The 17511-nt window shown below is 66.9% G+C and carries 13 protein-coding genes; 10 read left to right on the top strand and 3 right to left on the bottom strand.

The window, feature by feature from the left end; all coding sequences use genetic code 11:
• The first annotated feature begins 233 nt into the window (after positions 1 to 233).
• From E4634_RS16500 to E4634_RS16490, 3 genes are read left to right on the top strand one after another with little or no spacing between them, the layout of a single operon-like run.
• Positions 234 to 2030 (top strand): HAD-IB family hydrolase, encoded by a 1797-nt coding sequence (locus E4634_RS16500; protein WP_240725225.1) that lies wholly within the window; start codon positions 234 to 236, stop codon positions 2028 to 2030.
• A gap of 5 nt (positions 2031 to 2035) precedes the next feature.
• Positions 2036 to 4375 carry a glycerol-3-phosphate 1-O-acyltransferase gene (locus E4634_RS16495; RefSeq protein WP_135445763.1) on the top strand — a complete coding sequence of 780 codons (2340 nt, stop codon included), beginning with the start codon at positions 2036 to 2038 and terminating at the stop codon, positions 4373 to 4375.
• A 1-nt stretch (position 4376) separates the two neighbouring features.
• On the top strand, positions 4377 to 5381 hold the full coding sequence (locus E4634_RS16490) for an NAD(P)H-dependent glycerol-3-phosphate dehydrogenase (protein ID WP_135445762.1): 1005 nt from the start codon (positions 4377 to 4379) through the stop codon (positions 5379 to 5381).
• A 13-nt stretch (positions 5382 to 5394) separates the two neighbouring features.
• On the opposite strand, the gene map is transcribed toward E4634_RS16490, so the two are convergent.
• A complete protein-coding gene (map, locus tag E4634_RS16485) occupies positions 5395 to 6141 on the bottom strand; it encodes a type I methionyl aminopeptidase (protein WP_135445761.1) in 747 nt (248 codons plus the stop codon).
• 204 nt (positions 6142 to 6345) lie between these two features.
• On the opposite strand from map, the gene pbpG reads away from it, so the two are divergent.
• Positions 6346 to 7185, top strand: coding sequence for a D-alanyl-D-alanine endopeptidase (gene pbpG / locus E4634_RS16480; RefSeq protein WP_240725224.1), 840 nt, complete (start codon positions 6346 to 6348; stop codon positions 7183 to 7185).
• Between the two features lie 6 nt (positions 7186 to 7191).
• Here pbpG and E4634_RS16475 read toward each other — a convergent pair whose 3' ends face one another.
• Positions 7192 to 7500 carry a DUF4156 domain-containing protein gene (locus E4634_RS16475; protein WP_135445760.1) on the bottom strand — a complete coding sequence of 103 codons (309 nt, stop codon included), beginning with the start codon at positions 7498 to 7500 and terminating at the stop codon, positions 7192 to 7194.
• A 183-nt stretch (positions 7501 to 7683) separates the two neighbouring features.
• Between E4634_RS16475 and E4634_RS16470 the strand changes: the two genes are divergently transcribed.
• From E4634_RS16470 to E4634_RS16450, 5 genes are all read left to right on the top strand, one after another.
• A complete protein-coding gene (locus E4634_RS16470) occupies positions 7684 to 9456 on the top strand; it encodes an SLC13 family permease (RefSeq protein ID WP_135445759.1) in 1773 nt (590 codons plus the stop codon).
• Positions 9457 to 9553: 97 nt separating this feature from the next.
• Complete coding sequence (locus E4634_RS16465) at positions 9554 to 11071, top strand: lytic transglycosylase domain-containing protein (protein WP_167854947.1); 1518 nt, start codon at positions 9554 to 9556, stop codon at positions 11069 to 11071.
• Between the two features lie 133 nt (positions 11072 to 11204).
• Positions 11205 to 12137, top strand: coding sequence for an aldo/keto reductase (locus E4634_RS16460; protein WP_206046920.1), 933 nt, complete (start codon positions 11205 to 11207; stop codon positions 12135 to 12137).
• A complete protein-coding gene (locus E4634_RS16455) occupies positions 12137 to 13423 on the top strand; it encodes an NTP/NDP exchange transporter (protein ID WP_135445757.1) in 1287 nt (428 codons plus the stop codon). The genes E4634_RS16460 and E4634_RS16455 overlap by 1 nt, the downstream gene beginning before the upstream one ends.
• Before the next feature lie 97 nt (positions 13424 to 13520).
• Complete coding sequence (locus tag E4634_RS16450; protein WP_135445756.1) at positions 13521 to 14333, top strand: M48 family metallopeptidase; 813 nt, start codon at positions 13521 to 13523, stop codon at positions 14331 to 14333.
• Positions 14334 to 14433: 100 nt separating this feature from the next.
• On the opposite strand, the gene E4634_RS16445 is transcribed toward E4634_RS16450, so the two are convergent.
• On the bottom strand, positions 14434 to 16161 hold the full coding sequence (locus tag E4634_RS16445) for a DUF885 domain-containing protein (protein WP_135445755.1): 1728 nt from the start codon (positions 16159 to 16161) through the stop codon (positions 14434 to 14436).
• Positions 16162 to 16342: 181 nt separating this feature from the next.
• Between E4634_RS16445 and ald the strand changes: the two genes are divergently transcribed.
• A complete protein-coding gene (gene ald / locus E4634_RS16440; protein ID WP_135445754.1) occupies positions 16343 to 17464 on the top strand; it encodes an alanine dehydrogenase in 1122 nt (373 codons plus the stop codon).
• Positions 17465 to 17511 lie beyond the last annotated feature (47 nt).

Raw genomic sequence — 17511 nt, 5'->3', positions numbered from 1 at the left:
TGCATGGGATGGATCACGACATTGGAACGCTGCCCGCACTCGGGGAAGCCAGTGGGCATTAGTCAGAGATGACCACGGCCAGAGGGACGTGATCCGGTAGCGGACCGGGAAGAGAACAACCTGGGCAGAACAATAAGGCTTTACCCCGACCAGCCGTCACAGCTGTACAGTGACGGCTTTTTTTTTGCCCGCAGCCGGCGAAATTGCCAGATTTTCGCACCGATGAGGTATGCTTGCGAAAACTCCTGGGAATCGGCATGGCCACGCTCGACGAACTTCTGCACTCCATCGAGAATTCACCTGAAGGACCGCAGGTCCTTGCAATTTTCGACTTCGACGGCACCCTCATTTCCGGTTACTCCGCCGTAGACCTCGTCCGCGAGCAGTTCCGCCGTGGCGATCTCTCGCCGGCACAGTTGTTCGAGCTGATCACCGCCATGGCCAGCTTCAGCCTGGGCAGCATGGGCTTCTCGGCGATGATGAACGTGGGCGCACAATTCCTGCAGGACATCGAGGAGACCACCTACCAGGGCGTCAGCCGCAAGCTCTACCGCGAGCATATCGCGCGCCGCGTCTACCCGGAGTCGCGGGCGCTGGTGCAGGCGCACCTGGCGCGCGGCCACACCGTCGCGGTGATCTCCTCGGCGACCCCCTACCAGGTACTGCCCGCGGCGCGCGACCTGGGTATCGAACACGTGCTGTGTACCGACCTCGAGGTCGAGGACGGGCGCTTCACCGGCTCGGTGGTGCGACCGACCTGCTTCGGCCAGGGCAAGGTGCGCGCCGCCGAGGGCCTGGCCAAGCGCTTCAAGGCGCGTCTGTCCGACGCGTTCTTTTATTCCGACAGCACCGACGACCTCGACCTGCTCGAAGTGGTCGGCAAGCCGGTGGCGCTGAACCCCAGCGACCGGCTGGCGCGCGTCGCCCAGGAGCAGCAATGGCCGGAGGCCCACTTCGGCAGCCGCGGACGTCCCAGTGTCAGCCAGATGGCGCGCTCCGTCGCCGCCACCAGTTCCATGGTCGGCAGTTTCATCGCAGGCCTGCCGATCTACGCGCTCACCGGCTCGCGCCGCGAGTCCATCAACTTTTCCGTGGCCACCTTCGGCGAACTGGCCAGCGCGCTGATCGGCATGCGCCTGCGCGTGAAGGGCGAGGAGCACCTGTGGTCCTCGCGGCCCTGCGTGTTCATCTTCAACCACCAGAGCAAGGCCGATGTCATCATCCTGGCGCGCCTGCTGCGCCGGGATTTCGCCAGTGTCGGCAAGCAGGAGATCAAGACCGAGTCGCCGCTGCTGGGCAAGGTGATGGAGTACACCGGCACCATCTTCATCGACCGCAGCGATGCGCGCTCGGCGATCAAGTCGGTCAACTCGCTGGTCGAGGTGATGCACGCGGAGAACAAGTCCGTGGTGATGGCGCCGGAGGGTACGCGCACCGTGTCGCCGACGCTGGCAACGTTCAAGAAAGGCGCCTTCCACATCGCCATGCAGGCGAAGGTGCCGATCGTGCCCATCGTCATCCGCAACGCCGGCGACGTCGCTCCGCGCGGCGAGTTCGTCTACCGCCCGGCCACTGTCGACGTGGAGATCCTGCCGCCGGTGGAAACCGCCGACTGGCGCCGCGCCGACCTCGACGAGCACATCCGCGAGGTGCGCAACATGTACCTGCGCTGCCTGGGCCAGCCGGAGGAAGCGGCGCCGGCAAGTGACAGCACAGCCGAAGCAGCGAAAGACCAGGCAGCCGTGAAGCCGGCCGCGAAGACAGCGGCGAAGAAGGCCGCGGCAAAAGCGGCACCGGCAAAAAAGGCGGCCCCGAAACGCAAGAGCGCGACGAAGAAAGCGCCGGCAAAAGCCGCGGGCAAAGCCAAAGCTAAGGCAAAAGCCAAAGCAAAGTCCAGGGCCAAAACCCCGGCCACCGACAGGCCGGCCAGCCAGGAAGCCGCTCGCAGCGCGCCCAAGGCACGCAGTACAGCCGGCCGCCCCAGCACGCGACCCAAGGCGCGCCCCAAGCGCAAGGCGGCTGAGAGCTAAGCGCCTTGCCACTGCAATCGATCTACTCGCACCTGGACCCCTGGCCGCTGGCGGCCGGGACGCGGCAGACGCTGTTCATCCTCGACGCGCGCAACGTCCTCGAAGAGGAAATCCTGCGCGGCTGGCTGGCCTACCACGACACCGGCAACGCACCCTCGCTACAGGTGACCCTGGACCTGCGCGACGAGCGCACCGGCTTTCATAGCGGCCACCTGGCGCTGGCCCTGGACCTGCCACCGAAGAGCCTGGTGGTGCCGCTGCGCGTCAACTGGCAGGCGCAGGAGGAGTCCACCAGCGGCTTTGGCCTGTTCCTGCAGCTGTTCCTCGGCGACCCCCGGCGGCCCAACGCGCGCCGCGCGCGGCGCATACTCGACCGCCACCCGGAACGCATCCGCCTGGTTGTCGGCCAGCCGGACAGCGTGGCCAACCTGCAGCAGCGATTCGCCTCGCACCGCGCCAGCGCCGGCACGGAAAGTACCAGCGCGTTCGCCGGGTTCGTCGCTCGCCAGGCCGCTGTGGTGCTGGATATCGCCGAGCGCAAGCTCAAGGGCAGCCGCTACAAGATCCCGCGCCACGTCGCCGCCACGCTGATGAGCAGCGGCGACTTCAACCGCGCGGTGGAAGCGCTCTCTGAACAGACCGGCACGCCGAAGCAGGCGCTGATGGAAGAGGCCGCCACCTACATGGACGAGATGGTGTCCCAACCCACCTCACTGTGGCTGGACGTCTACGCGCGCTTCAATTCCTTCTGCCTCAAGCTCGGCTACAGCGATATCGTGTTCGACCGCCAGGCCATGGAGGAACTGCGCCAGGTAGTGCGCAGCTACCCCTCCATGCTGCTGTGGACACACAAGACCTACCTCGACGGCATGGTCGTGCCCAAGGTGCTGTTCGACAACGACTTCCCCATGCCGCACATGTTCGGCGGCGCCAACCTCAACTTCCCGGGCTTCGGCCACCTGGTGCACCACTCCGGCGGCATCTTCATCAAGCGCAGCTTCCAAGACAACGAGCTGTACAAGGTCACCCTGCGCCACTACATCGGCTACCTGATGGAGAAGCGCTTCCCGCTCAACTGGGCCTTCGAGGGCACGCGCTCGCGCCTGGGCAAGCTGATGCCGCCGCGCTTCGGCCTGCTCAAATACGTACTCGAGGCCTGCCACCAGACCCAGGCCGAGAACATCCACATCGTGCCCATCTCGATCAGCTACGACATCATCCGCGACGTCGAGGAGTACGCGAAGGAGCAGACCGGCGAGGGCAAGGGCGCAGAATCCCTGAAGTGGTTTATCGGTTACGTGCGCAGCCTCAACCGGCCCATGGGCAAGGTGTACATGAACATCGGCCGGCCGGTGGTGCTGCAGCGCGCGCCCGAGCCGGGCGACCGCCTGGCGCTGTCCAAGATCGCCTTCGACGTCGCCGTACAGGCCAACAAGGTCACCCCGATCACCTTCCCCTCGCTGGTCACCATGAGCCTGCTGGGCGCGGCGCCACGCGCGCTCACCGAGGCGGAGGTGATCGAGGACCTCACCTTGCTGCTGCAGTGGGCGGAGGAGCGCAAGCTGCGCATCTCGAAGGATTTCGACCGCTGCTTCGCCGACCAGATGGAAGGCCTGCTGGGCATCATGATCGACGAGAACATGGTCACCCGCTACGACGAAGGGCCCGAGGTGATCTACGGCATCGGCCTCGAGCAGCACCCGGTGGCCAGCTACTACCGCAACACGGTCATCCACTTCTTCGTCAACAAGGCGCTCATCGAGCTGGCGCTGCTGAAGTCCATCGAGACCGCCGGGCGCGACCCGCTCGAGGTATTCTGGGAAGAGGTCGACCACCTGCGCGACCTGTTCAAGTTCGAGTTCTTCTACGCACCCACCGAGCAGTTCCACCAGGAAATCCGCGACGAGATGGCGCGCTACGATGCCGACTGGCAGACTATCCTGTCCCAGGGCGCCACCGGCTTCGGCGAACTGCTGCGCAAGATGCCGCCGCTGGTCGCCCACGTGACCCTGCTAACCTATACCGAGGCCTACATGGTGGCGGCCCAGGTGCTGGCGCGGCGCGAACCCTGGGAGGGCATGGAACAGGCGGAGTGTGTCGCGCAGGCCCTGGCCTACGGGCGCCAGGCCTACCTGCAGCGGCGTATCTCCAGCGAGTCGTCGATCGGCAAGCTGCTGTTCACCAATGCCTACATGATGCTGCACAGCCGCGGCCTGACCGAAGGCGGCACCGACAGCCTGCGCGAGGAGCGCGCGGCTATGGCGCGGGAGCTGCGTGAACTACTGCGCCGGATCGACGTCATCCGCGCACTGGGCGTCGCCAATCGCGGCGCCAGGGGGGACTGATATGCAAGTACAACGTGTCGCCGTGCTCGGCGGTGGCTCCTGGGGCACGACCATCGCCGCGGTAATGACGCGCAACGTCGAAGTGACGCTGTGGGCGCGTAACGCGGACACGGTGGAGGAGATCAACACGCGGCACACCAACCTCGGCTACCTGCCGGACGCCACGCTGCCGGAAAAACTCGTCGCCACCACCGACATCGGCGCGGCGGTGGGCAGCGCCGACGTGGTGGTGATGGCCATCCCCTCACAGCATTTTCGCAGCGTGCTGCGCACGGTGAAGGAACACATTCACGCCTGGGTACCGGTGATCAGCCTGACCAAGGGCCTGGAACTGGATACGCGTATGCGCATGACCCAGGTGATCGAGCAGGAGCTGCCCGGCCACCCCTTCGGCGTACTCACCGGCCCCAACCTCGCCCGCGAGATCATGGCCGGCTACGCCGCCGCCAGCGTCATCGCCATGGACGACGAGGTGATCGTGCGCGAGCTGCAGGAAGTGTTCGGCAGCGGCCTGTTCCGCGTCTACACCAACGACGACGTGATCGGCTGCGAGCTGGGCGGCGTGCTCAAGAACATCATCGCCATCGCCGCGGGCATGGGCGACGGCCAGGGCGCCGGCGACAACACCCGCGCCGCGATCATCACCCGCGGCCTGGCGGAGATCACCCGCCTCGGCGTGGCCATGGGCGGCCGCCCGGAAACCTTCGCCGGACTCGCCGGCATGGGCGACCTGATCGCCACCTGTACCAGCGGCCAGAGCCGCAACCGGCACGTGGGCATGGAACTGGCGCGCGGGCGCGACATGGAAGAGATCGTCGCCGAGATGCGCATGGTCGCCGAGGGCGCCAAGAGCGCACCGGCGGTGATGGCGCTGGCCAAAGAATACGGTGTGGAAATGCCCATCGCCTCGGACGTCTTCCGCGTACTGCGCGGCGACGCCACCGCCAGCCGCGCCTTCCGCGGCCTGCTGCGGGTGGAGGCCGGGGCGGAATCCGAACCCGGCTGACGACATCGCGGCGCTAGGCGACGGTCAGCAGGATAGGCCTGCCCCGAGTAATCACCATGGTGTGCTCGAACTGCGCGCTGAGGTTGCCCGCCGCGCCGACCAGCGTCCAGCCATCTGCCGCCTCGTGGGCCATGCGGCTCTTCGTCGACAAAAACGGTTCGATGGTAATTACCAGGCCCTCGTGCAGCCGGCGCCGGTCGCGCGGCTCGTAGTAACCCGGAATCTCCCCCGGCTCCTCGTGCAGGCTGCGACCCACGCCGTGGCTGCACAGGTTGCGCATCACGCGAAAACCCCGGTCCCGAGCCACCCGCGTGATAGCGCGGCCGATCCCGTTCAGCGGCTGGTCGTGACGCGCCGCGCGGCAGGCGGCACCCAGCGCCGAACGCGTGGCGCCGAGCAGGCGTTCCTTCAGCGGGTCCGTGGGCGGCAGCGCGAAACTGCCGCCGGTATCGGCGTAATAGCCGTCCAGTTCCGCCGAGACGTCGATATTCACCAGGTCACCGGCGCACAGCACGCGCGCGCCGGGTACGCCGTGGGCCGCCTCTTCATTGACGCTGATACAGGTGTACCCGGGAAAGCCATAGTCGCGCCGCGGCGCCGAGTTGGCGCCCTGGGCCGCGAGCAGGTCGCGGCCGATGGCGTCGAGCTCCGCGGTGGTCATGCCCGGCTCGGCGCGCTGCATCATGGTTTGCAGCGTGCTGGCGACAATGCGGCCGATGCGGCGCAGCGCGGCGAGGTCGCGATCTGTCTCGATGGTCATCTGTGGGTCGTCCCGGTGCCAGAACCTGCCCCTATTGTCGCAACGCGCAGCGGCGCTGCACACCTCCCTGGGGCACGGAAACTGCACAATTTCACAGCGCAGACTTGGCGCTGGCGGGGCTACTGAGGCAAAATTCCTGAAAAAAGCACGCGCGCTGACATCGCCCGCGCGAGACAAGACAACCCTGACGGGACGTGACTGACCATGAACTACGCAAAAGCCATGCTTTTCGCGCTGGCCTGCCTGGGCCTGCTGGCGAATACGGCCGCGGCCAGCGAATCGAAATTCGCCCACCTGACCGGCAACCCGGGGCTGCGCTCCGCCTCGGCCCTGGTGATGGATAGCGAGGGCAACGTGATTTACGGCAAGGACGTCGAAAGCGTGCGGCCGATCGCCTCGATCACCAAGCTGATGACCGCCATGGTGGTGCTGGACGCCGGCCTGCCGCTGGACGAGAAAATCACCATCACCAAAGACGACCGCGACCTGGTGCGCCTGACCGGCTCGCGCCTGGACTACGGCGCAACCCTGAGCCGCCGCGAGATGCTGCTGCTGGCGCTGATGTCCTCGGAGAACCGCGCCGCCTCCGCGCTCGGGCGTACCTACCCCGGCGGCATGGCCAGGTTCGTCGAGGCGATGAACGACAAGGCCACGGCGCTGGGCATGCAGCACAGCCATTTCGCCGACCCCGCGGGACTGCGCGTGGAGAACGTCTCCACCGCCCAGGACCTGATGCGCATGCTGCATGCGGCCGAGGACTACGCGCTGATCACCGAGGCGACCACCACCCAGCGCATGGATGTGTACCCCTACCGCAACCGCGGCTACCTCACCTATGCCAACACCAACCGCCTGCTGAAGAACGAGAAGTGGGACATCGAGCTGAGCAAGACCGGCTATATCAACGAGGCCGGCCGCTGCCTGGTGATGCACGCGGTGATCGACGGCGAGGAAGTCTCCATCGTACTGCTCAACTCCTTCGGCAAGCTCACGCCCTTCGGCGATTCCAATCGCCTGCGCAGCTGGATGCTCGCCGGCGGCTGATCCCGCTCAACCGCAGCGGTAGACGCGGAACGACTGCGAGCCATCGCGCGCCGGACCCTGGGCGACGATACTGTCGCCGCCCAGCGAGGCAGCCTTGTTGCGCGCCAGGTCGACCAGTTCCTGTGCCACCTTTTCCTCGCTGCGATTGACTATCCCCACACGATCTTTGGTGGTGGACGTGACCGAGCCCAGGGCCTGGCAATGGCTGACATGTACCGCCTCCACCAGGGTCACGGCGCTGCCCTGAACCGAGGGTTCCACCCAGGTACAGGCACACAGCGGCAATACCGCGAACAGCGGCAGACAATATTTCATGGGTTCAACTCCGGGAGTTTGGCAATCGCGCCACGTTAATGCCCGCGCCGGTAAAACGCACCTGCGAGAAAGCGGCAATTTTTCCTCTAGGCAGTCCAGTCTCGGAGATGAAATGATCGCTGGTCAACGGTTCCGGCGTGCCCACCGTCGGGTACGGGAGGGGCACCGCCTCGAGGTCGCAACATGGAATGGCAGGGCTGGTTCAGCCTCGGGCTCACCGCAATCACGCTGGCACTCCTGGTATGGGGGCGACTGGCCACGGAAATCGTGCTCTGCGGCGCCATGGCCATCCTCAGCCTGAGCGGCGTGCTCGCTACCGAGCAGGCCCTGGCCGGCTTCGCCAATCCGGGGCTGGTCACGGTCGCGCTGATGTTCGTCGTCGCCAGCGGTATCCAGTCGACCGGCGGCGTCGATCTCCTGGTCAGTCGCGTACTCGGCCTGCCGCGCAGCCTCGCCGGTGCGCGCCTGCGCCTGGTGCTGCCGGTGATCGCCTGCAGCGGTTTCCTCAACAACACTCCCATCGTCGCCGCGCTGATACCGGCCGTGCACAGCTGGGCCAGGCGCATTGGTCACTCGCCGTCGGCACTGCTGCTGCCACTGAGCTACGCCGCCATCCTCGGCGGCACGCTGACCATGATCGGCACCAGCACCAACCTGGTGATCAACGGCCTCTACTCGCAGATGACCGGCGACAGCTTTTCCCTGTTCGCGATCACCCCGTTGGGGCTGGCCGTGGCGCTGGCCGGCACCTGCTTCATGCTGCTGGCCTTCCCCAGCCTGTTGCCGCCGCGGCGCAGCGCAGAGGAAGCGTTCGCCGACCCGCGCGAGTACACCGTAGAGGTGGCCGTGGCCAGCGACGGTCCGCTGGTGGGGCGCAGCATTGCCGCCGCCGGGCTGCGCCACCTGGGTAGCATCTACCTGGTGGAAATCGAGCGCGACGGCCAGGTGCTCGGCGCCGTGGCGCCACAGGAGCAACTGCGCGGCGGCGACCGTCTGGTCTTCGCCGGCGACACCGACGCCATCGTCAACCTGCAACGCATCAACGGCCTGGTACCCTCCACTGGCGAGGCACCGGCGCTGGGACGGGCCAACCCGGAACGCTGCCTGGTCGAGGTAGTGGTCTCGCCGCATTGCGAATGCATCGGCCAGACAATTCGCAATTCGCGCTTCCGCGAGCGCTACGAGGCGGTGGTGCTGGCCGTGGCGCGCGGCGGCGAACGCATTCCCGGCAACCTGGGCTCGATCGAACTGCACGCCGCCGATACGCTGCTGCTCGAGGCGCGCCCCAACTTCGTCCGCCGGCAGGCCCAGGCGCGCGACTTCCTGTTGGTCAGCGGTATCGCCGCGGAGCGCCCCCGCCACGACCGCGCGCTGCTCGCCTGGCTCATCCTGCTGGCGGTGGTGACGAGCGCCGCGCTGGGACTGCTCAGCATGCTGAATGCGGCCTTCCTCGGCGCCGGCCTGATGTTACTCAGTCGCAGCTGCACCCCGACCCAGGCCCTGCGCAGCCTCGACCTGCCGGTGCTGCTCAGTATCGGGGCTTCCTTTGCCCTGGGCGCCGCGCTGGAACAAACCGGCGCCGCCACCCTGCTCGCCGGACAGGTCCTCCAGGCCACTGCGAACCCCCTTGCGATGTTGGCGCTCACTTACCTCACAACCTCCATACTTACAGAGATCATCACCAACAACGCGGCTGCCGTGATCATGCTGCCGATAGTCCTGGCTGGCTGCCACAGCGCCGGATTCAACCCCGAGCCCTTCGTGGTGGCCCTGATGTTCGGCGCCTCCGCGAGCTTTGCGACGCCGATCGGCTACCAGACCAACCTCATGGTCGCAGGTCCCGGCGGCTACCGCTTCGGCGACTTCCTGCGCGCGGGCATTCCCCTGAACCTGGTGTGCGGCGCGGTCACAGTGGCGGTCATCCCATACATCTGGCCGCTGAGAGCAGCACTGTGACGCGCTGCAAAAAAAGCGCTGTTCGCCCCTGCGCACGCTTCCAGCCCCGGGGCTATCTGGTATAAATTGGCATTCAATAACGCTGCGGATGAAGGGGATGGTCAGGGGATTCTGTTTCGCCATACTGGTGGCACTGAGTTGTGGCGCGGCAGCGGAGGATTTTCCGCGGCCGGCGTCACTGCAACCTGCAGTACAGTTCTGGACCCGCGTTTACAGCGAGGTCTCCACCGACCAGGGCTACATCCACGACGCCAGCAACCTCGCCGTCGTCTACCGGCAGGTCGACCTTCCCGCCATGGCCAGCAACAGCGTGCGCGAGCGCCGCGTGCGTGCCGCCAAGCAGGAAATCGTCAACGCACTGCAGACCCTCGCCAGCGGCAAGCGCGATGGGCTCAGCGCCACCGAGGCCCAGGTGCTCGGCGCCTGGCCCGCGGGCACCAGCAGCCAGCGCTTCGCCGCCGCCACCCGCGACGTGCGCTTCCAACTCGGCCAGTCCGACCGCTTCCGCGCGGGAATGGAGCGCTCCGGCCAATGGAAACCGTTCATTCGCGAGGTGCTCGCCGAACAGGGCCTGCCCCCGGAACTCGATGTGCTGCCGCACGTGGAATCCTCCTTCAACCCCGACGCCTGGTCGCGCGTCGCCGCCGCCGGCATGTGGCAGTTCATGCCCGCCACCGGCCGCCAGTTCATGCGCGTGGACCATGTGGTCGACGAGCGCATGGACCCGTTCACCGCCACCGAGGCCGCCGCGCGGCTGCTCAAGCGCAATTACGCTGTCACCGAGAGCTGGCCGCTGGCGGTCACCGGTTACAACCACGGCACCACCGGCGTTCTGCGCGCGGCGCGCGCGGTCGGCAGCAAAGACATCGGCGTCATTGTCGCCCGCTACAGCGGCCCCGCATTCGGTTTCGCCTCGCGCAATTTCTACGCCTCGTTCCTCGCCGCCCTGGACGTCGACCGCAACGCGGCGCGCTATTTCCCGGGGCTGCAGGTGCAACAGCCGGTCGACTATGCACTGCTGCCGCTGGACGCCTACGTGCCGGTCAAGGACGTCGCCCGCGCCCTGGGCCTGGACGTCGCCGAGTTGCAGCGCTACAACCCGGCGCTGCGCGAACCGATCTGGGACGGCGACAAGCACGTGCCGCGCGGCTACCCGGTGCGCGTGCCGCGCGATCGCCTGGCCGGTTTGCCGCAGAGCTATCTCGCGGCCATTCCGGCCAGCGCCCGCCACGGCCAGCAGAAGCCCGACCTGACCCACCGCATCGCCCCCGGCGATTCCCTGTGGACCATCGCCCGTCGCTACGGCACTACCGTGGCGCGCCTGAAAGCCCTCAACGGCATGCGCGGCAACAACATCCGCGCCGGCCGCACCCTGATCCTACCCGGCAACGTCATGCCCGAGCCGGCGCTGGCCGCGAGCCACGACAGCGCGCCGTCGCGCAGCGCGGCGAACGACGTCTACGTGATCCGCAAGGGCGACTCCCTGTGGAGCATCGCGCGCCGCTTCAACGTCTCCCAGCAGCAACTGGTGGCGTGGAATGCGCTGTCCGCGCAGGCCTACCTGCAACCGGGACAGAAGCTGAAAATCACCGCGCCCGCGCTGAGCCAGATCTGAACCCGCACCGCTGCGCCTGAGCTCTCCGGGCGGCGCCGTGCCCGGCCTGTACCTGACCTGTATTTGAGCTGCTCTTGACCTGTGTGAGCCCCACTGAAACACTGGGCGCTCGTCCACCTGCCGGAGAGTCACCATGCTGAACCGCAGGCACACGCTGCGCTGGGCCGCCTCGCTGCTGGCCACCGGCGCCCTGCCGCCACTGGTCCTGGGCCGCGACACCCCACTCCCCGCGGCGATTATCAACAAGACCATCCCCTCGACAGGAGAGGCCCTGCCGGTCATCGGCATGGGCACCTCGCGCACCTTCGATACCGCGGCCTCGCCCGAGACGCTGGCGCGCCTCGGCGAGGTACTGGCCGCGTTTTTTGCCGCCGGTGGCAAGGTCATCGATTCCTCGCCCATGTACGGCGAAGCGGAATCGCGGGTGGGCGACGTGCTGCGCGCGATGCCGGCGCGACCACCGCTGTTCACCGCCACCAAGGTGTGGACCCAGGGCCGCGACGCGGGGATCGCGCAAATGGAGGCTTCCGCGCGGCGCATGGGCGTGGAACGCCTGGACCTGATCGCCGTGCACAACCTGGTCGACTGGAAGACCCACCTGGACACCCTGCGCGCCTGGAAGCGCGAGGGCCGGGTGCGCTACGTCGGCATCACCACCTCCCACGGCCGCTACCACGCCGAGTTGCTGGACATCATGCGCACCCAGCCGCTGGACTTCGTGCAGTTCACCTACAACATTGGCAACCGCGAGGCGGAGGTCGCGCTGCTGCCCACGGCCCTCGAACGCGGTATCGCGACCATGATCAACCGTCCCTACGCGCGCGGCGACCTGTTCGGCGCGGTCAAGGGGCAGCCGCTGCCGGCACTGGCGGCGGAGCTGGGCTGCGCCAGCTGGGGGCAGTTCTTCCTCAAGTTCATCGCCGGCCACCCGGCGGTGACCTGTATCATCCCCGCCACCTCCAAACCGCACCATATGCTCGACAACATGGGCGCCAACACCGGCGCACTGCCCGACGAGACCCAGCGCGCCGAGATGCTGCGCAAATTCGAGTCGCTCGCCGGCTGATGCGCGGCGCGACCAGCCCGCAGCGGCTGCTGGCACGCGCCTGCGACGTGCGCCCGGGGGAGACTGCGGTCACCCTCGCCTCTTTCGTCCTGGTGCTGTTGCTGATGGCCTCCTACTACCTGCTGCGCCCGGTGCGCGACGCCATGGCCAGCGACTGGAGCGACGCCCAGGTCAGCATGTTGTGGACGGGCACGTTCTTCTTCAGCCTCGTCGCCGTCTCCGCCTACGGCGCGATCGCCTCGCGCATCGCCCTGCGCCACTTGGTCCCCGGCGTCTACGCGGTGTTCGCCGCCAGCTTCGGCCTGTTCTGGCTGGCCGCCGGCCGCCTCGCGCCCGGCGGCGTCGCCGACATGGGCTTTTACGTCTGGGTGAGCGTGTTCAGCCTGTTCCACATCTCCGTGTTCTGGAGCTTCATGGCCGACACTTTCACCCGCGCCCAGTCCAAGCGCCTGTTCGCGTTTATCGGCGCGGGCGCCAGCGTCGGCGGTCTGCTCGGCCCGGCGGCGGCGTCGGTGATGGCGCAGTGGTGGGGCAGCCACAGCGCCCTGCTGGCAGCCGCCTGCCTGCTGTTGCTCGCCCTGCCGTTGATTGCCTGGGTCCAGCGCCTGCATCACGCCGCTGCGGGTGACCCGCGCGGCGACAGCGATAGCTCCCCCCTCGGCGGCAACCCGCTGTCCGGCTTCGCCGACCTGCTGCGCAGCCGCTACCTGCTGGGCATCTGCCTGTTCATCTTCCTGTACACGGCGATCAGTTCCTTCGTCTACTTCGAGCTGAAAAACCTGCTGGAGGTCTACGACCGCGACCAGCGCACGCGCATCTGGGCGAACATGGACCTGGTGGTCAACTGCCTCACCCTGCTGGTCGCCCTGTTCGCCACAGGGCGCATCGCCAGCCGCCTCGGCCTGCCCTTCACCCTGGCCAGCGTGCCGGTGCTGGTGGGCGCCGGCCTGCTCAGCCTGGCCGCGGCACCCCAGGTGGCCATCGTGCTGGTACTGCAGGTGGCCCGGCGGGTCGGCAACTACGCCATCACCCGGCCCGCGCGGGAGATGCTGTTCACCGCCGTCGGCCGCCGCACGCGCTACAAGACCAAGCCGGTCATCGATATCGTGGTCTACCGCGGCGGCGACATGCTCAACGCCTGGGCCTTCACCGCGCTGACCCAGGGGTTCGGCCTGGGCATGGCGGCGGTGGCCGTGGTGGGGGCCGCCATCGCCGCATTGTGGGCGGTCGTCGGTATCGGCCTCGGCCGCGGCTTCGAGCGCCGCGACCCCGGCGAGGAAACCTGAGCGCCAACCTCCGGTCCAAGCACCCACGCGCTGCCGGAACCGGCGGCGTTTTCAGCTACAATGTTCCGCGTTCTCAAGACCCAGCCAGGAAAACACCATGCGTCGAGTACTTCTCATCCTGCTTGTCACCGCCCTGCTGCCAGCCTGCGCCACCAGCCCTACCGGGCGCTCGCAGTTCATGCTCATCTCGCCGCAGGCGGCCATCGTGGAATCCGAGAAGGCTTATCTCAGCACGGTGCAGGAGCTCGACAAGCAGAAGAAGCTGGTGAAGGACCCCAAGGTAGTCAACCGCGTGGCGCAGATCACTGGCCGCCTGGTCACCATCGCCGAGCGCGAATACCCGAATAGCGCTGACTGGAAGTGGAGCGTGGCGATCATCGACGACCCGGAAACCGTGAATGCCTGGTGCATGGCCGGTGGGCGCATGGCGGTGTACACCGGCCTGCTCGACAAACTCAAGCTCACCGACGACGAGTTCGCCCAGGTGATGGGTCACGAGATCTCCCACGCACTGGCCAACCACACGGCGGAGCGCATGTCGCGCGCCATGGCCACCACCCTGGGCGTGGTCGCGGTGGGCATTGCCGCGGACAACCACGGTGCGGCGATGGTGGGTGCGGCGGTCGCCGCCAAGCTGGCGCTGGAGTACCCCAACAGCCGTACCGCCGAGGCCGAGGCGGACGCCATCGGCATGCGCCTGGCAACGAAGGCCGGCTACGAGCCCGACGCAGCGGTCACCCTGTGGCAGAAGATGGGCGCCAAGGGCGGCGGCACCCCGCCGGAATTTCTCAGTACTCACCCCTCCCCGGCCAATCGCGAAGCGGCGCTCAAGGCGATGATCCCCGAGATGCGCAAGCTCAACACCGGTGGCGCCATGGCCGCGGTGACGCCGATTACGATTGAACAGTAAGCCGCGAGGCGTCAGCGCCGCACAATAAGCGGCGCAGACAAATCCGCAGGAGAAGATCGGCGGACGCTCGTCCGCCGGGCAACGTTCTACACAGCGCTCATCAGGGCGCAAACTCCTCCAGTACCGCCTCGCGCATCAGCCCCGGCGGCAGCAGTCCCTGCTGCAGGATGAAGTCGTGGAAGGCGCGCTGGTCGAACTCATCGCCGAGGATGATTTCCAGCTCCGTGCGCAGGCTCATCAGCTTGCGATAGCCGTAGAAATACGAGGTCGCCTGCCCCGGCAGGCGGAACGCGTAACGGTCCGCCTCGGAACTGGCCATCGGCTCGGAGAGCAGCATGTGCTCCATGAGGAAATCCCGCGCCCCGTCGCGGCTCAGCTGGCCGGTGTTGACCATCGGGTCGAGGAACATGCGCGCCGCGCGCCATGACAGCGAGTACAGGCAGAACAGCTGCCCCTCCGGCGGCAGGTAGGGGTACATCACCGATTCCGCGTACAGCGCCCAGCCCTCGACGTTGGCGCTGTTGAAGGCGAAGATTGCCCGCGCCAGTGACACACCGCCCTCGACCATACGCGTGAACTGCAACTCGTGACCCGGGCGCGCCTCGTGCACGGTGAGTGTCCAGGTAATCGCCGCGTGGCTGAAGTCATCCATGCGGCCCTTGTCGCCCAGCGCCGGGTTGCTCTGCACCAGCACGAACTCGCCGTACTGCCCGGTGTTGTTGATCAACTGCGGCGGGTTCATGAAGGACGCGGGAAATGCCGACTCCGCCTCGGTGGCCAGGCGAATCACCGCGTCGCGCTTGGGCAGGGTGACGATGTTCTTCTTGCGGATGATCTCCTCCAGCTGTGCCAGGCGCTGCTGGTACATGGGCAGCACCTCGTCCGGCGGCACCTGCTCCGCCTTGAGTGCGGCGATCACCGAACGCAGGTCTTTTTTCTCCCAGCCGCGCTGCTGCGCAATGTTCGCCGCCAGCGCCCGCATCTGACTGTTGAGCAACTGGTAGCTGTAGCGCGCCTGTTCGATCAACTCGGCGGGAGTCGATTCCACGCCCCACAGCTGCAGCGAGTTGGCATAAACTTCCGGCGGCAACTGGCTGCTCTCGCGCGCGTGCTGCATGAGTACACCGCCCACCCAGTCGGAATACGCCTGCAGCTGGGTTTGCAGCAGCGCGAAATCGTCCTCCCAGCCCTCGAGACCGCTGGCCTCCAGCGTGCCGCGGATACCGTCGACATAGGCGGGGGCGGTGTCCAGGAAGTTCTGCAGCTCGCCGCGGTAGGGACCGACCAGCCCCGGCACATCGAAACGCTCGCTGGTGCGCGCCTGTGCCAGCTTCACCAGTGGCTCATACCCTTCGGCACTGCCGGCGTACCTGGCCAGGCGCTCGAGCGCCGCCGGGTAGCGCGACTTGTCGTTGCGCGGGTCGAGCAGGCTGCGCACGCTCTGGTAGATGAACTCGTGGACGTTGATGAAAGGAATCAGCGTCGCGTGCTTGAGTTCGCGCCGCGCGACTTTCTCGTCCAGCGCCTCGATGAGGATCTGGATATCCTCGCGCAGGTGCTTGTCCTTTTCCTTGTCGAGCAATCCCTGCAGGCGCGCGACCTGCGCCCGTAGGACGGCGTTGTACTCGGCAAATGCCTGTGGCCCCAGGTCCAGCACCTGGTCGTCGAAGCCGGTGAGGCCGTTGCCACCGACATCCTCGGGCTCGAACTGCGCCTGTGCGCGCAGCACGTCGAGGGTGATGGCATCGGACTTCTCGATCCAGTTGGCGAAGGTCGTTGGCGCGACCAGGCACAAACCAAGTGCCATCGCTGAAAGCAGAATTCGCATGCGGAGATCTCCCTGGGAAAGCCGGCGATAATAGCAGTGATAGCGTTACAGCGTAGCAGATACGCGGCCGGTGGAGTTCTTACCGCGACGAGTTCCGGCTACCCCTTTGGAGTAATCCAATGCGCGCGATGAAGGCGTAACATACGCGCATTCGCAAACCCGTTACTGTGGAGGTGGCAGCGTGCTCGTCGGCGTACCGAAGGAAATCAAGAACATGGAATTCCGCGTGGGCCTGACCACCGGTTCTGTGGCGGAGCTGGTCCACCACGGCCACCGCGTGCTGGTCGAGACCGGCGCCGGCGACGGCGTGGGACTCAGCGACGACATGTACCGCGAAGCCGGGGCGGAGATCGCCGGCAACGCCGCAGATGTATTCGCCGCCGCGGACATGATCGTCAAGGTCAAGGAGCCGCAGCCCGAGGAATGCCGCATGCTGCGCGAAGGCCAGGTGCTGTTCACCTACCTGCACCTGGCGCCGGACCCGGAGCAGACCCGCCTGCTGCGCGACTCCGGCTGTATCGCCATCGCCTACGAAACCGTTACCGCCAACGATGGCACCCTGCCCCTGCTCTCGCCGATGAGCGAGGTGGCCGGGCGCATGTCCATCCAGGCCGGCGCCCACGCACTGGAAAAACACATGGGCGGCTCGGGCATGCTGCTGGGCGGTGTGCCCGGCGTGGAAGCCGCGCGCGTGGTGGTGATCGGCGGCGGCGTGGTCGGTACCAACGCCATCCGCATGGCGATGGGCATGGAGGCGCATGTCACTGTGCTCGACCGCTCGCTGAAACGCCTGAAAGAGCTGGATTTCCAGTTCGGCTGCATGCTCAACACCATCTACTCCACCCGCGAAGCCCTGTGGAAGCACGTCACTGGCGCGGACCTGGTGATCGGCGCAGTACTGGTACCGGGCGCCGCGGCTCCGAAGCTGGTGACCCGCGAGATGCTGCGCGCCATGCGCCCGGGATCGGTGGTGGTGGACGTGGCCATCGACCAGGGCGGCTGTTTCGAAACCAGCCGGCCGACCACCCACGAGAACCCGACCTACGTCGAGGAAGGCGTGGTGCACTACTGCGTAGCCAACATGCCCGGCGGCGTCGCGCGCACCTCGACCATGGCCCTGAACAACGCCACCCTACCCTTCACCCTGGCGCTGGCCGACAAGGGCTACCGGCAGGCGCTGCTCGACGATCGCCACCTGATGAACGGCTTGAATATCTTTGAAAGTGCAGTCACCTGTGAAGCGGTGGCCGAAGCGCTGGGCTACGAATACCACCCGCCGGAGCAGGTGTTGGCAAACGGCTGACAGTCATCGCGTCCGCCTGCGCCGCAGGCGGATCGCCCTTTCCGATT

Source organism: Mangrovimicrobium sediminis (assembly GCF_004745945.1).
Taxonomy (GTDB): domain Bacteria; phylum Pseudomonadota; class Gammaproteobacteria; order Pseudomonadales; family Halieaceae; genus Mangrovimicrobium; species Mangrovimicrobium sediminis.
Note: the sequence above shows the minus strand (reverse complement) of the source record. Positions and strands in the feature narration are given on the sequence as shown.